We start from the raw sequence: 15,826 nt of genomic DNA, 5'->3' as shown, positions 1-15,826 counted from the left end.
TGATATGAAAACAAATGAAGTATTGGAAAACATTAAATCTCGTCGTAGTATACGTGCATATACCGCTCGACAAGTCTCTAAAGACGATTTATTGACTATCTTAGAGGCCGGAGCGTATGCTCCTAACGGAATGCATTTGGAAACGTGGCATTTCACAGCCATACGAGATGCACAAAAATTGGAAGAACTCAATATGCACATTAAAGGTGCTTTTGCTAAAAGTGAGGATCGGCATTTGCAAGAGCGTGGAAATAGCCAGACTTATTGTTGCTATTATCATGCTCCGGCTTTGGTGATCGTGTCCAATGATCCCACTCAATGGTGGGCAGCGATGGACTGTGCCTGTGCAATTGAAAATATGTTTCTTACCGCACATTCCTTGGGCATCGGATCTTGTTGGATCAATCAGTTGGGTACGACTTGTGATGATCCTGAAGTACGCGCATATATTACCTCATTAGGAGTACCTGAAAACCATAAAGTGTATGGTTGTGTCGCTTTAGGATATGCCGATCCGGCCTATCCCGTTAAAGAGAAGAATTTGAAAACCGGTACTTACCATATTGTTTAGTTGAAAGTAAAGAATTGAAAGTTGAAAGTGACAATGCTGTTTAACGGTGCATTTCACTTTCAACTTTCAACTAAATATCTTTATCCAAAGCAATAGCATGTAGGTTGTAATTTCCGGTCTCCCAATGTATTGTCTACACGGGCTACATTGACCCAGAATTTATTTTCCCGTACACTTTCAATAGGATAAGCTGCTTTCTCTCGTGAATAACTGTGTTTCCAATCGTCATCCACAATTTCATATTCCGGGTGAGGAGCGTTTACAAGCACGTTGTCTTCCTTATCGGCTTCTCCATTCTTTACCTCTTGTATTTCATCCCATATTGTCTGCATCACCGTTACGAAATTATCCAGTTCCCACAGGCTTTCACTTTCTGTCGGTTCAATCATCAAAGTTCCGTGAACTGGGAAGGAGAGGGTAGGAGCATGGTATCCAAAGTCCATCAGACGTTTTGCGATGTCATTTTCACTGATACCCGTTTCTTCGTGAACCTTGCGGCATTCCAATATCATTTCATGTCCGACGTACCCATTGGCACCGCGATAGACAATGCCGTATGTATCATTCAGGCAAGCAGCTAGATAGTTGGCATTCAGTATAGCAGCTTTCGTTGCCATGGTCAATCCATCCGTACCCATCATACGAATATATCCGTAAGTGATAGGAAGAATTCCTGCGCTACCATAAGGTGCAGAGGATACCTCATTCATTGGATTGCCGAATATGCCATGTCCCGGTAAGAACGGTACCAAATGTTCGGCTACGCAGATCGGTCCTACGCCCGGTCCGCCTCCTCCATGAGGAGAAGCAAATGTCTTGTGCAAATTCAGGTGGCAAACGTCGGCACCGATAAAACCAGGATTCGTCAAACCTACCTGAGCATTCATATTAGCTCCATCCATATATACTTGTGCCCCACATGCATGTATGATGCGGCAGATTTCAACAATCTCCGTTTCAAAGATACCGTGAGTAGAGGGGTAAGTAATCATTAAGGCAGCCAAATCATCTTTGTTTTCTTCTGCTTTTGCGCGGAGGTCGTCCATATCTACGTTACCGTTTTCATCACATGCACATGTAACGGTAGTGAAACCTGCTTGAACGGCCGATGCCGGATTAGTTCCATGAGCCGATGCCGGAATCAATATTCTATTACGGTGTCCCTGTCCGATGCTTTCCAAATAACTACGGATCACGCGAAGGCCTGTGTATTCGCCCGCTGCTCCTGAGTTCGGCTGAAGGCTGATTCCAGCGAATCCGGTGATAATCTTCAATGCCTCGCTGAGATTTTCTATCAGTTCACGATATCCTTCGGCTTGGTCTTCCGGTACGAGCGGATGTATGCACATGAATTCCGGCCGGCTCAACGGGAGAATTTCTGCGGCTGCATTCAGTTTCATGGTACATGATCCCAGCGGTATCATGGAATGAGCCAATGAAATGTCCTTGCGATCCAAGCGTTTGATATAACGCATCATTTCCGTCTCAGTATGATATTTTGAGAATACTTCATGCGTGAGGAATGGACTTTGACGCTTCAATGCTTCCGGAAATTCGGGAGCATCCGGTATTTCGTTTATCTTTTGGTAGTCTTTTTCGGCTGCAATAGCAAAAATGGAGAGCAGGACATTGGCAGCTGCGATATCGGTTGTTTCATCGATACTGAAACCTACGTCACCGTTGTCGAAATAGCGTAAATTGACTTCTTTACTCAGCGCGATGGTGCGGATCTGTTGTGCCGATACATTGTCGGGCAACGTAAAGCGGAGAGTGTCGAAATATTGCCGGTTGGCTTGCTTGTACCCCAGCTTGCTGATTCCTTTTTCCAGGAAAGTAGCAATACTGTGGATGCGGTGTGCAATATCTTTGATTCCTTCCTGTCCGTGATAAACGGCATAGAAACCTGCCATCGTAGCCAGCAATGCTTGTGCGGTACAGATATTAGAAGTCGCTTTTTCGCGTTTGATGTGTTGTTCACGGGTTTGTAAAGCCATGCGATAGCAAGGTTTGTCGTATTTGTCTTTCGACCAACCGATGATTCGTCCCGGCATATTTCGTTTATACTCGTCGAGTGTGGCAAAATAAGCTGCCGATGGACCACCGTAGAACATAGGTATTCCAAAACGTTGCGTAGTACCGAATACGATATCCGCTCCCCATTCACCCGGAGGAACGATCAGTGCAAGGCTTAATAAGTCAGCGGCTACGGCTACTTTGCATCCGGTGGCATGGGCCTTTTCTGTAAATTCGCGGTAGTCTTCCACATTACCGTCAGCATTTGGGTACTGAAGTACGCAAGCGAACACTTCCGGCGTTGGTTCGAATTCCTGGTATTTACCTACCCGAAGCTCGATGCCTTGAGGGATGGCACGGGTGGTCATGACAGCCAGAGTTTGGGGGAAGATATTTTCGTCCACAAAAACGACATTCGCACCTGCTTTCTGCTTATCGCGGGGACGCAACGCGTACATCATCGAAACGGCTTCCGCGGCTGCTGTTGCCTCGTCCAATAAGGAACAGTTTGCCAAAGGCATGGCTGTCAGGTCGCTTACCATCGTCTGGAAGTTCATCAGTGCCTCGAGGCGACCCTGTGATACTTCTGTCTGATAAGGCGTATACGAAGTATACCATACCGGGTTCTCAAAGACATTTCTTTGGATCACGGCGGGAGTAATCGTATTATACCAACCCATACCGATGTAAGTAGTAAAGAGTTTGTTTTTTCCAGCCAGTTCACTGATGTGCTTGCCGAATTCGTATTCGGTCATTGCTGGTGGGAGAGCCAACGGCTCTTTGAGCCGTATGTTGGCAGGAATGGTTTTATTGATTAACTCATCAAGTGTGTCTACGCCTATTTTGCGTAGCATCACTTCAATGTCTTTTTCGCTGATACCGATATGACGGCTGGCGAATGATTCGGTTTTCATATTAGTTAGTTTTTAAGTAGTTTCTACTATTGATTATATATAGCGTTTACTTTTTTTCATGAAAGTATTACCTGAAGAAAGGGTTTTCGGCTTTCTCCATTCCGATGGTGGTGGGTGCCCCGTGTCCCGGATAGATGACAGTCTCGTTGGGAAGGACGAACAACCGGCTACAGATGTGATCGATCAGTTCGTCGAAGTTTCCTCCTGCCAGATCAGCGCGTCCGATGCTTCCCTGGAAAAGTACATCACCGGAAAACATGCAGTTCTCTGCTTTGCAGTAGTAAACCAAACTACCGGGTGAATGTCCCGGCACATGAATGGCTTCCAACGTAGTATTACCGAATGTGATGATATCTCCATCATGCAGATATTTTCCCAACGGCACCGGTTCTTCCTGAAGCTGGAACCCGAACATACGGCTTTGTTTCGGAGCCTCTTCTATCCAATATTCATCTGCCTGACTGGCTTCAGCGGAAAGCCCGAACTCTTTTAGCATGAACGGATTGCCAAAGATATGATCCAGATGTAAATGAGTATTCAACAGATGCTTCACCGTCAGTTCGTTGGTGACGATGAAATTCTTCAATGCCTGCTTTTCCTCGTCGTAAAAACAACCCGGATCGATAACAACCGCCTCTTTGGTTTCATCCCATAACACATAACAGTTTACGGGAAACATATTAAATTCAAATCTCTTTATCTTCATGGTTCGTTGATATTACGTATTCTGTTTATACGGTTACATATACCACTTTTTTAGTCTGGAAGAATTCTTCTTCAAAATCATCGCTCAACGGATGCATCGTAGTTTTATGTTTGAATGGCATCGCTTCATGCTCTAGTTCACCGCCTTTCAGGCAGATTAATCCGTTGGGTAACGGGTTCTGTTGTTTGGGCGAGATATTCTTTTTGATGATTTTAACCAGGTCTGCCAGTGGCATGACGGCACGGCTTACGACAAAGTCGAATAGCTGTTTCTCTTCTTCGGCACGCGCGTGGCGGAAAGTGACGTTTTTCAGCCCGATGGCATTCGCCACTTCCGTGGCAACACGTACTTTCTTTCCGATACTGTCTACCAGATGGAATTTTACTTCTGGAAAGAGGATTGCCAAAGGAATGCCGGGAAAACCTCCACCGGTTCCCAAATCCATGATGTGGGTCCCGGGACGGAAGTGAATCATTTTGGCTATGCCGAGTGAATGTAACACGTGGTGTTCGTACAAGTTTTCTATATCCTTTCGTGAGATCACGTTAATCTTGCTGTTCCAGTCAAGGTATAAGTCGTATAGGGCGGCAAACTGCTTGCGCTGCTCTTCCGTAAGGTCAGGGAAGTATTTGAGTATAATTTCCACTTCTTCTAAATATAGGTTGGGTTATATTTTTATTGATTTAATTTCTCAGTTCTTTGATCACTGTGCTGCTGCCTAACATATGTTCTATCATCTGGAAGGGTAGTGACACTTCCACAGGTCCCATGGCGTATGGAGTGATATCGTATACATTATAATAGAAGGTGATGCCTTCCTTATCTAGATAGAAATTCTCTGTCGGAGCGATTTCGCCTGTTGAACCGTATCCCAGGTCTTCCAGTTCGGAATGTGTCTTAACATTGTTTTCTGCCATCAACTGATTCCAGATAAGATCAGTCAAAGTCTCTTGATAGTCTCCGACAAAAATATCATCCAAACGCAAGGGACGCATCAGGTCGAGATCCATATTGAGATAGGTAGTCATATAGATGCCATGTGCGCCACCGGTATATTCATTGTATTTGATGCAATAAACCAGTAGATTTTTCTCGTAATAATTCACGTTGCTCTCTATACCTTTATAATAAGAGTACCATGCACCGATGGAAGCATTGTCTTCCTTGTCCTTTTCGTCTTCCAGGTACATAGGTTCCAGGTCGCGGCGGTAATCACTGACGTAGGTTTCAGTGTACTGTTTTATGACTTCCCGGGGGGCTTCATCCATATATTTTTCTCCGAAACAAGCGGAGATGAAATATTTGTTCAACGTGTCTTTCAAAAGTTCATCCGAAGATTTCACCGGATATGTATAGTTTATTGTCAAATTGCACGCAGGTTTGGACGTATCCCCGAAGAGATGGGCAGTTTCGTTTACCTGTATACTATCGAACTCCAATGCTCCGACTCTTTCATTCATCTTGTCACGACAAGAAAATAAAAAGCTACTTACCGAAAGAATAATTATAAGTAGGCTGACATATTGTTTTTTCATAACGGTTTCTTCTTTAAATTCAACATTTATACCTCTGTTCATTATCGACAAATATAGAACATATTAACGAATACTACCAATAAAAAAGGAAAAATTAATGCCCCTCAACGGTTAAATCTCCCTATCTTTGCAGCGGACATGAAGAGACTTCGTTACATATTTGCAACTTTGTTTTCCCTGTTGATCATCTACGCCGGGGTAGGAGTGTCTATTGTGCATTATTGTTGTGCCGGTTGTGAAGCTGCACAGACCTGTTGCACCAATGGCTGTAAGAAGTGCCATCAATCCCCGCATCCGATGAATAAGTCTTGTCAGGATGAAGGTTGCACGGCAACTGTTTATAAAGTAGATTTGGTAAAGCAGTCTTGCGAAGTAGCTATGCCTGTTCCTGTGTTGCAACTTTTCTGCATACTTATTCCCGGTTTTCAATATTATAGAGCCATTGCCGAACCGCAGGATTTTATATCCGATCTGTCTCCGCATCCTGTCAGTTCCCGGCATTACTTGGCTCTCTTTTCCATTCTTATCATTTAGCGTTTCCGGAGTATTATGAAGGAATGTAAGAAGATACTGCTCTTAGGTATTGTTTTCTTACGGTCTGCTATTTATATCTTCATAGATAAAGACTAAAAACATCCCCATGTTGTACCCAAGAACATCCCCATGTTGTAGTATAAAACATCCGGATGTTTTGATAGATAACATCCGGATGTTATTAATATCAATCTCCTAAGACGTATCTTTAATCTATTGAAATATAATGCGTTGGATATACGAAAAACAATCATTCAAAAAGCCCGTTTTTTGCAACCGGGTTGCAAGGGCTATTTGATAACTTTGCATCACAAAATGAGTAAACATTTATGAAATATATATTCTCTATTCTTTTTCTTTTGATTTCCTTTGCTTTACAAGCACAAGTAGAAGGAATCGTACAAGATGATATGGGTGAGCCCGTCCCCGGTGCCAATGTGTTTTGGCTCGGTACTACGAACGGTGTGACGACATCCGGTGACGGCAGTTTCTCCATTGTTAAGCCTGCAAACAGCAATAAACTTATTATCAGTTTTATAGGATTCGAAAATGACACTATACAGGTGGACGGCAAAAACCAAAAGTTGGATATAATGCTCCGGGCAGGAGTGGAGTTGGGTGAGGTAAATGTCGTAAGCCGGAAACTCGGTACAATGAAACTGCGCAACAGCGTGATGAATGAAGATATTATCAGCAGTGCCGAACTGACCCGTGCCGCTTGTTGCAACCTGGGCGAGAGTTTTGTGACGAATCCCTCCGTCGATGTCAGTTATTCCGATGCCGCTACGGGAGCTAAACAGATCAAGTTGCTGGGGCTGTCGGGTACGTATGTACAGATGATGACGGAAAATATTCCAAACTATCGGGGAGCCGCTGCGCCTTATGGATTGGGATATGTGCCCGGGCCTTGGATGCAAAGCATTCAAGTGAGCAAAGGAAGTTCGTCCGTAAAGAACGGGTATGAATCCATTACGGGACAGATCAATGTGGAGTTTAAGAAACCCCAGTTGCCCGAAGCGGACTGGGTGTCTGCCAATCTGTTTGCCAGTAGCACCAACCGTTACGAAGCAAATGCTGATGCCACGATAAAACTTTCCAAACGTTGGAGTACGTCTTTGCTGGCTCATTATGAGAATGAGACGAAGGCGCACGACAGTAATAACGATGGTTTTGTGGATATTCCCCGGGTCGAGCAATATAATTTTTGGAACCGGTGGGCATATATGGGAGATCATTATGTGTTTCAGGCAGGCATCAAAGCACTTTCCGAACAACGCAACAGCGGGCAGGTTAGCCATGATGGAAAGCCATCGCACGAATTGTATGAGATCGGTATCAAAACCAATCGTTATGAGGCTTTTACTAAAAATGCCTATATTTTTAATAAGGAGAAGAACACCAATCTTGCCCTTATTTTGCAGGGAACTTTCCATGATCAAAATGCCATGTACGGTCATAAGCTTTATGATGTCGACCAAACGAATGTGTATGCTTCCTTGCTGTTCGAAACCGAATTTAATAAACAAAACAGCTTGTCTGCCGGATTGAGCTTCAATTACGATGGATACGATCAGCTTTACCGGCTGACAAATGAAGCCGATGGGCTATCGACAAAAGCATTTGTGAAAGAATTCGTCCCCGGAGCTTATATTCAGTATACTTTCAACCTGAATGATAAACTTATGCTTATGGGGGGAATTCGTGGGGATCATAGCAGCATGTACGGTTTCTTTGTGACTCCGCGTGCGCATGTCAAGTACAATCCGAACGAGTATGTCCATTTCCGTCTGTCTGCCGGGAAAGGGTATCGCACTAATCATGTACTGGCGGAAAATAACTATCTCCTTGCCAGTAGCCGGAAAGTTAAGATTGCAGCGAATCTTGATCAAGAAGAGGCATGGAATTATGGGGCGAGCGTGTCGACCTATATCCCGCTGTTCGGTAAGACGCTGAATCTTAATGCGGAATATTATTATACCGATTTTCAGAAACAAGTAGTGGTAGATATGGATACCGATCCCCATGAAGTAGCATTCTACAACCTGAAGGGACGTTCCTATTCGCAAGTGTTGCAGTTGGAAGCGAATTATCCGCTTTTCAAGGGCTTCACGCTTACTGCCGCCTATCGTCTCACGGATGCGAAAACGAATTATAACGGAGAATTACTGGAAAAGCCGTTGACAAGTAAATACAAAGGGCTTCTGACCGCCTCCTATCAGACACCGCTCGGCTTATGGCAGTTTGACGCAACTCTTCAATTGAATGGTGGCGGAAGAATGCCGCATCCGTATATAGCTTCTGATGGGCATTCATCCTGGGAAGCGCGTTATGGGAGTTTTGAGCAGCTTAGTGCCCAAGTGACACGCTATTTTCGACGCTGGTCCGTTTATATAGGCGGAGAGAACCTGACTAATTTCAAACAAAAGAATCCAATTATCAATGCTTCCGATCCTTGGGGAGATAATTTTGACTCTACCATGATATGGGGACCGATGCATGGAGCGAAGGCGTATATTGGAATAAGGTTCAATCTGGCAAGAAACGTTGAATAATTAAAAATTAATAATTAAAAATTAAAAACGAAGGGGTTATTATGAAAGTAAAAAGAATGATGGTCGCTTTTGCGATGATTTTATCGGGTCTCACGGCTGTGATGGCGAAAGACATTCGTACGGCTGTATTTAAAGTGTCACAAATGCATTGCGAGAATTGCGAACGTAAGGTGAAAAACAATATTAAGTTTGAGAAGGGCGTAAAAGAGTTTTCTACCGACTTAAAGACGAAGACCGTATCAATCACCTATGATGCTGACAAGACGAATGTTGATAAATTGAAAGCAGGGTTTGAGAAGTTCAATTACAAAGCTGAATTCGTGAAGGAGACGAAAAAAGAGGAAAAGAAGTAATTCAACAAATGGGATCTGTGTCGGGAGATCGTTTATTTTAAATAATTTCGATAGAAGGTTTAGATTTTCTGTAATAAATAGTATCAAAAGTCATTACGATACAAAATATTTGATGCTATTTATTTTGGTTTATTTAAAATAAATATGTAAATTGCGAACAATATTAATATCGCTTATTTATTGTGGTAAAAGAATATTTATAATTATAATGCCGGTGTAATGAATAGACATTATTGATTATATTATAGATATTGGTTAATGTGTTTTAATTTCAGATGCTATGTTACATTTTATTTCGCATATAGCTAGGAAATTAAACCTAATTGGAAAAAATAATTTCAATTAGATTATCCCCTCCAATGGCGTTCATTATAAATGTCATTGGAGGGGATAATAGTATTTACTTGCCATTAAATTTAAATCATTTCAGGTGAGTAGCAATATTTCATGTTATTATTCATAACATTTTTAAAATTTACAGATATGAAGAATTTATTATATAATAAAAAAACTGGAATGAGTTTTTTAGCTCTATTATTTATATGCTTATGTGCTTGTAAAGGCAGTGATGATGAGGTAATCATATCAAATGAAAGCTCTGCTTTCGAACAAAAAATAGATATTTCATTATTGTCCGATGAACAGATTGCAATCTTATCTGATAAATATGCTGTCTTATTTGAAGGCTTATATAATGATTTATTAAGAGAGAATGTTAGAATCTCAATCTCAGAATCGAATATTTCTTCTGAAGATTATCTGACACGACGGGCGACAGATTATATAAACCGATTAACATCGCAAGAAAATGCACTTTTCTCATATATGCTTTTCACTCAATCAGAAATTACTCGTGAAGGATCTGTATTTATAAAATTTATAGAGTCAAAAAAGCATTTGATATTTAATGAGAATGATAATAAATTGGTAGATGAAATCGATGCATTTTATGATGGTGCGAACTTTAAATCATTAGATTTGGCTTCTAGAAAAGAAATAAAATTAAGACTTGAATCCTTAAAGAAAATCAGATTCATTATTATAAGAGGTGTGAATAAATATATCCTTAACGAAACCTTTAGTACTAGGATGTCACCTGGAGATAGAATGATTTGGAGTCAGGCGGTATCTATAATGGATGCAAATCAGTTAAATGGTATAATAGGAATGTCTCTTTGGAGTTTGGGTTGGGTGACTGCAGGATCGGTTGGTAAAGCAGTTCAAATAGCATCATTTATGCAAATTATTTGGTCTATTTTTGGTTAAAAACGATATGTAATTGATGTGAAATAGTTTTTTAATTGGGCAATTTAATGACGTGTTTCATCAATTTCTATGTAATAGTTCAGTATAACGTGTGAAAATAGCTTGGTAGATTAATAAAAGAAAAATCATTGATTATAATCATGAATGTGCTTACTTTTTAATATCAAATTATCATGCTGTTTTTACACGTTGCTAGGACGAAATTAGTGATTCAACGAACCTTATTTTTTAATTGTATACTATATGTTGTGGAAAAAAATAAATATAGAAATTATTCGTTATATCTATTTTATATTAGTAATTTTATCTTTTATCATGTGGGTGATTGCAGAAGGCCCTTTGGGATGCGAAAAGCTGCGTATTTATGTTGGGTATCTATTTATAATAGATCTCATTTTATTGATACTTTATGATGTTCTTTATCGGTTGAAGAAGAAAAAAAAATAAAACTCTCAATTATACTTTTCTTGGTGACAAATGTTGGAAAATTGAAAGTAGGATTTAAGAAGTTCAATGCAATGCTGAATTCGTGGAGAAGACGAAAAAGAGGAAAAGAGGATTTCTTTATGGTTAGTCCTAACAATGATTTTTTTAGTAAATGTGATGTTATAATATTTTAATTGCATTCTATATGTCGTGGAAAAAAATAAATATAAAATTTATACATTATGTGGCTATTGTAATAGTTGTACTTTATGTTGTATTGATAGTGATAAATTTAAGCCCGTGGGACATAAACATAAATAATTATGTCAGGTGGATCGGACGGATAGCGGTGATTTTTGTTATTATAAAAAGTCTTTTTATAAAGGAAAAACATGAAATATAACTTCACTGAATAAGACTTGAAATTGTTAGAAAGTTGAAGTTAGGTAATGAGAAGCAATTGAACAAATAACCTTGTAAGGTTGTTAAAAGAATAAATTAAAAGATATAAATATGGGTACTGTTACAAAGAAAGTGTTTCCCGTGCTGAATATGCACTGTGCGGGGTGTGCTAATAATGTTGAAAAGATTGTCCGTAAATTGCCGGGTATCGTGGATGCAACGGTAAATTTTGCTACAAATACGCTTTCTGTTTCTTATGAAGCCGACAAACTGACTCCGGGAGAAATCAGGGCGGCTGTTTTATCGGGTGGTTATGACCTTATTGTTGAAGAGGAAAACCTTCGCGAAGAGCGTCAGGAGGAAGCACAGCAACAGCATTATCGCAAATTGAAGAGGCAAGTCATCGGTGCGTGGATTTTTGCCGTTCCCATGTTATTGCTTTCTATGGTCTTTATGCATGTGCCTTATTCCAATGAGATACAATTGCTACTCACGCTTCCCGTTCTGATTCTTTTCGGTGGTTCGTTCTTCACTGGTGCCTGGAAACAAGCTAAAATGGGACGAAGTAATATGGATACATTGGTAGCTTTGAGTACATCCATCGCTTTTTTGTTCAGTGTGTTCAATACTTTTTTCCCGGAGTTCTGGTATAGCCGCGGAGTGGAGCCACACGTCTATTATGAGGCTTCTGTTGTTATCATAGCATTTGTTCTGACAGGCAAATTGTTGGAAGAACGGGCAAAAGGCAATACTTCCGCTGCCATTAAAAAGTTAATGGGACTTCAACCGAAGGTCGCCCGTATCTTACGTAACGGGATTGAAGAGGAAGTCCTTATCGACCAACTTCAGGTCGGTGATTTGGTTGTAGTTCGTCCGGGAGAGCAGATTCCGGTGGACGGTATCGTTTCCGAGGGAGACTCTTTTGTAGATGAAAGTATGATCAGCGGTGAACCCATTCCTGTGGAGAAGAAGAAAGGCGACCGGGTACTTGCCGGAACAATCAATCAACGTGGCTCTTTCATTATCAATGCGTCTCAGGTAGGTTCAGAAACCGTACTTGCCCGTATCATCCGTATGGTACAGGAAGCTCAGGGAAGTAAGGCTCCGGTGCAACGCATCGTCGACCGGGTGACAGGAATTTTTGTACCTGTAGTGTTGGGCATAGCCGTGTTGACTTTTATTCTTTGGATAGTCATCGGTGGTATGGATTATTTCTCATATGCTATGCTTTCCGCTGTGTCTGTACTGGTAATAGCCTGTCCGTGTGCATTGGGGCTTGCAACACCTACTGCCCTTATGGTCGGCATCGGGAAAGCTGCCAGTCAGCATATTTTAATAAAGGATGCGGTTGCCTTGGAGCAGATGCGTAAAGTAAATGTGGTTGTTCTGGATAAAACGGGGACTTTGACCGAAGGTCATCCTACTGTTAGCGGTTGGCTGTGGGCAGTGACACAGGAAGATTATTTCAAGGGTGTTTTGCTTGCTGCCGAACAGAAATCGGAGCATCCGCTTGCCGGAGCAATTGTAGCCTCTTTGCAAGGAGAGGAGAAAGTCGTTCCTGCTCATTTGGATAGTTTTGAAAGTATTACCGGAAAAGGGGTGAGAGTGATTTATAAAGGTGATCTGTTCTGGGTGGGTAGCCATAAATTGTTGAAAGACTTCAATGCTTCTTTACCGGATGTGATGGCAGATATGATGGTTCAGTATGAATCGGAAGGAAATGGCATCATCTATTTTGGTCGTGAGAATCAGATATTGGCGATCATCGCTGTATCCGATCCTGTGAAACCGACTTCGGCCGAAGCTGTGAAAGAACTTAGACAACAAGGAATAGATATCTGCATGTTGACAGGTGACGGGCAACGGACAGCATTGGCAGTGGCAGGCAAGTTGGGCATTGACAGATTTGTTGCGGATGCGTTGCCTGATGACAAGCAGGAATTTATTCGTGAATTGCAATTACAAGGTAAAACGGTAGCTATGGTAGGCGATGGCATTAATGATTCGCAAGCTCTTGCACTGGCGGATGTCAGCATTGCGATGGGCAAAGGTACCGATATTGCGATGGATGTAGCGATGGTGACGTTGATGACTTCCGATTTGTTGTTGTTGCCGAAAGCATTTAACTTATCCAGGCAGACCGTGAAGTTGATTCATCAGAATCTGTTTTGGGCATTTATATATAACCTTATAGGAATTCCTATTGCAGCCGGTATATTATATCCCCTCTACGGCATATTATTGAATCCGATGCTTGCAAGTGCAGCGATGGCTTTTTCGAGCGTGAGTGTTGTGTTGAACTCCTTAAGTCTCGGACGGAGAAAATAAAACTTCCGTGATGAATAAAAATATTTCAATTTATTCATTACCTTTGTTTTTATGAAAACGATTGTAACAGACTGGAATCTTGTTCCGTATGCCGAAGCATGGCAACGGCAGACGGAATGGTTCGATAATCTTATCCTCGCCAAGCAAAAAGGAGAAGATTATGAGAACCGTATTATCATGTGCGAACATCCGCATGTCTATACGCTGGGGCGTAGCGGAAAGGAAAATAATATGTTATTGACGGAAGCTCAATTGGAAAAAATAGGTGCAACCCTTTATCACATAGACCGGGGAGGAGATATTACTTATCATGGCCCCGGACAGTTGGTTTGCTATCCGATTTTGAATCTTGAGGAATTCGGACTTGGGCTGAAAGAATATGTTCATGTATTGGAAGAGGCCGTTATCCGCGTTTGTGAATCTTATGGCATCTCTGCCGGTAGACTGGAAAAAGCAACCGGGGTTTGGCTGGAAGGAAACACATCCCGTGCAAGGAAGATTTGCGCAATAGGGGTCAGAAGCAGCCACTTTGTAACGATGCACGGATTGGCTTTGAATGTAAATACCGATTTGCGCTATTTCAGTTATATTCATCCTTGTGGGTTTATTGACAAAGGCGTCACTTCACTGCGTCAGGAATTGGGACATGACCTCCCGATGTCCGAAGTGAAGCAACGCCTTGAAGCAGAAATCAAAGCACTTCTTATTGCTTTATAAATATCTGCATTGATCGATGTTTTATTTCAATGCTTTCGCAATGGCTTTTTCTACCATTGGCTGCATGATTTCATACCCTTTTTTGTTGGGATGTACACCGTCACCTGACAGGTCGGCTTGCATCCCGTTTTTCTCGTCGACCATTGCAGAGAAGTAATCTAGGTAGATAAATTTGTTCTTTTCCGCATAATTCTTGATCCACTTATTCAGTTCGGGAATCTTTACGTTAGGTTCCATTCCTTTGCGCCAAGGATAATCATAAGCAGGGAGTACGGAACAGAGAATCACTTTAATACCATTAGCATGGGCGATCTCAGCCATTGAAGCCAGATTATCTTCTATCATTTCCAAAGTGGATGGTCCTGTGTTTCCTGCAATATCATTTGTTCCGGCAAGTATTACTACTACTTTGGGGTGTAGGTTGATAACGTCCTGGCGGAAGCGGATCAGCATTTGGGGAGTTGTTTGTCCTCCTATCCCCCGATTGATATAAGGTCGTCCTTCGAAAAATTCAGGACAGGTATTAATCCATCCCTCCGTAATCGAGTTTCCCATAAATACTACCCGTTTCTCTCCTTTTGCCGGAGTACCCAAGGCTTCATTTTTTGCCTGAAACCGTGTTAAATTGGCCCAATCTTGTGCGGTAGATTCTCCGCACAAAAGAAATAGGCTGATAAGTGCAAGATAAAATGTTCTCATTTCTTTTAATTTTGTCGTTTTGCTTTTATTATTTTTTCATTCTGATGACACGGATTCCCGTCCATTTATCATTATGTTTCAGAAGGCGGCTTAAAGTATTTTTGTCTACTAAAACTTTTCCCTTGTCGGAAGAAGCGTGTAGTAAACAAAGATTGTCTTTGACGTAAATGGCGATTCCCATATGGGATACATCCAAGCCGGGAGTGTTGGTGGTTATGGCAATAATATCCCCGTTCTTGATCCAGGGAAGTCCGGTTGAAGGTAGCATGTCTTTGGGTAACCAATGTATTTCCTGTCCGGTAAGGGCCTTCTCATAGCCTGCCATTTTAGACACGTTGGTCTCTGAATTTGCTAACTGTTTATAATCTTTTGGATGGGTAGACATGTACGACAAATTCAGTGTTTGTGTGTAAGGACTGTTGACGGCTGTTACGTCTTCCATAAATCCTCCGCGTACTCCGTTTTCGATCCAGTCGGCAATATAATGTAAGCGTGATGTATATCCGTCTATTTTGCCGTCTCGATAACGGATACGTTGCAGATTTCCTGCAAATTCACCTTCACTCATATCTTTACCTTGTTCAGAGCAAAGTGACATGGCCAACACATATTCAACGAATGTCGTGCAATCCACTTCATCGCAATTGATGACGAGGTTTTCTGCATCATCTATTTCCAATGTGTTGGGAACATATGGTGTGTCTATAAAAGTTTGGGCATTACTTAGCATTAAATTCTTCTCTTGTTGTGCCATAGCTGGGCCGCTTAATAAGCAAGCGGCCACTATGAATGTACTGATAGTTTTCATTT

Annotated in this window: 13 protein-coding genes; 7 read left to right on the top strand and 6 right to left on the bottom strand. The window is 41.6% G+C overall.

Translation table 11 applies throughout. The annotated features are described in order from the left end of the window. Nucleotides 1-4 precede the first annotated feature (4 nt). Nucleotides 5-571, top strand: a complete 567-nt coding sequence (locus tag H8744_RS15720) for a nitroreductase family protein (RefSeq protein ID WP_262435747.1) — start codon at nucleotides 5-7, stop codon at nucleotides 569-571. 80 nt (nucleotides 572-651) lie between these two features. Here the strand turns inward: H8744_RS15720 and gcvP are convergent, their stop codons facing one another. The 4 genes from gcvP to H8744_RS15700 all read right to left on the bottom strand — a co-directional run bounded on the left by gcvP (nucleotide 652) and on the right by H8744_RS15700 (nucleotide 5,739). Then, nucleotides 652-3,498, bottom strand: coding sequence for an aminomethyl-transferring glycine dehydrogenase (gene gcvP, locus H8744_RS15715; protein ID WP_262435746.1), 2,847 nt, complete (start codon nucleotides 3,496-3,498; stop codon nucleotides 652-654). 67 nt (nucleotides 3,499-3,565) lie between these two features. Beyond that, nucleotides 3,566-4,204, bottom strand: a complete 639-nt coding sequence (locus H8744_RS15710; protein WP_262435745.1) for an MBL fold metallo-hydrolase — start codon at nucleotides 4,202-4,204, stop codon at nucleotides 3,566-3,568. Nucleotides 4,205-4,229: 25 nt separating this feature from the next. Then, entirely contained in the window at nucleotides 4,230-4,850 is a 621-nt protein-coding gene (gene rsmG, locus H8744_RS15705; RefSeq protein ID WP_262435744.1) for a 16S rRNA (guanine(527)-N(7))-methyltransferase RsmG, read from the bottom strand. A 37-nt stretch (nucleotides 4,851-4,887) separates the two neighbouring features. Beyond that, nucleotides 4,888-5,739 (bottom strand): DUF3298 and DUF4163 domain-containing protein, encoded by an 852-nt coding sequence (locus H8744_RS15700; protein ID WP_262435743.1) that lies wholly within the window; start codon nucleotides 5,737-5,739, stop codon nucleotides 4,888-4,890. A gap of 138 nt (nucleotides 5,740-5,877) precedes the next feature. Between H8744_RS15700 and H8744_RS15695 the strand changes: the two genes are divergently transcribed. From H8744_RS15695 to lipB, 6 genes are all read left to right on the top strand, one after another. Further along, complete coding sequence (locus tag H8744_RS15695; protein ID WP_262435742.1) at nucleotides 5,878-6,273, top strand: hypothetical protein; 396 nt, start codon at nucleotides 5,878-5,880, stop codon at nucleotides 6,271-6,273. A gap of 329 nt (nucleotides 6,274-6,602) precedes the next feature. Further along, nucleotides 6,603-8,825 carry a TonB-dependent receptor gene (locus H8744_RS15690; RefSeq protein ID WP_262435741.1) on the top strand — a complete coding sequence of 741 codons (2,223 nt, stop codon included), beginning with the start codon at nucleotides 6,603-6,605 and terminating at the stop codon, nucleotides 8,823-8,825. 41 nt (nucleotides 8,826-8,866) lie between these two features. Next, entirely contained in the window at nucleotides 8,867-9,178 is a 312-nt protein-coding gene (locus H8744_RS15685) for a heavy-metal-associated domain-containing protein (RefSeq protein ID WP_262435740.1), read from the top strand. A 483-nt stretch (nucleotides 9,179-9,661) separates the two neighbouring features. Further along, entirely contained in the window at nucleotides 9,662-10,444 is a 783-nt protein-coding gene (locus H8744_RS15680; RefSeq protein ID WP_262435739.1) for a hypothetical protein, read from the top strand. Nucleotides 10,445-11,383: 939 nt separating this feature from the next. Beyond that, nucleotides 11,384-13,600, top strand: coding sequence for a heavy metal translocating P-type ATPase (locus H8744_RS15675; protein WP_262435738.1), 2,217 nt, complete (start codon nucleotides 11,384-11,386; stop codon nucleotides 13,598-13,600). Between the two features lie 51 nt (nucleotides 13,601-13,651). Then, entirely contained in the window at nucleotides 13,652-14,317 is a 666-nt protein-coding gene (gene lipB, locus H8744_RS15670; protein WP_262435737.1) for a lipoyl(octanoyl) transferase LipB, read from the top strand. Between the two features lie 21 nt (nucleotides 14,318-14,338). Here lipB and H8744_RS15665 read toward each other — a convergent pair whose 3' ends face one another. Beyond that, nucleotides 14,339-15,016: an SGNH/GDSL hydrolase family protein gene (locus tag H8744_RS15665; protein ID WP_262435736.1), complete on the bottom strand. Its 678-nt coding sequence runs from the start codon at nucleotides 15,014-15,016 to the stop codon at nucleotides 14,339-14,341. 28 nt (nucleotides 15,017-15,044) lie between these two features. Further along, complete coding sequence (locus H8744_RS15660; protein ID WP_262435735.1) at nucleotides 15,045-15,824, bottom strand: N-acetylmuramoyl-L-alanine amidase-like domain-containing protein; 780 nt, start codon at nucleotides 15,822-15,824, stop codon at nucleotides 15,045-15,047. Nucleotides 15,825-15,826 lie beyond the last annotated feature (2 nt).

The sequence above is a fragment of the Jilunia laotingensis genome (genome assembly GCF_014385165.1).
GTDB classification, from domain to species: Bacteria; Bacteroidota; Bacteroidia; order Bacteroidales; family Bacteroidaceae; genus Bacteroides; species Bacteroides laotingensis.
The sequence above is the reverse complement of the archived record's forward strand: the minus strand, read 5'-3'. Positions and strand labels throughout refer to the sequence as shown.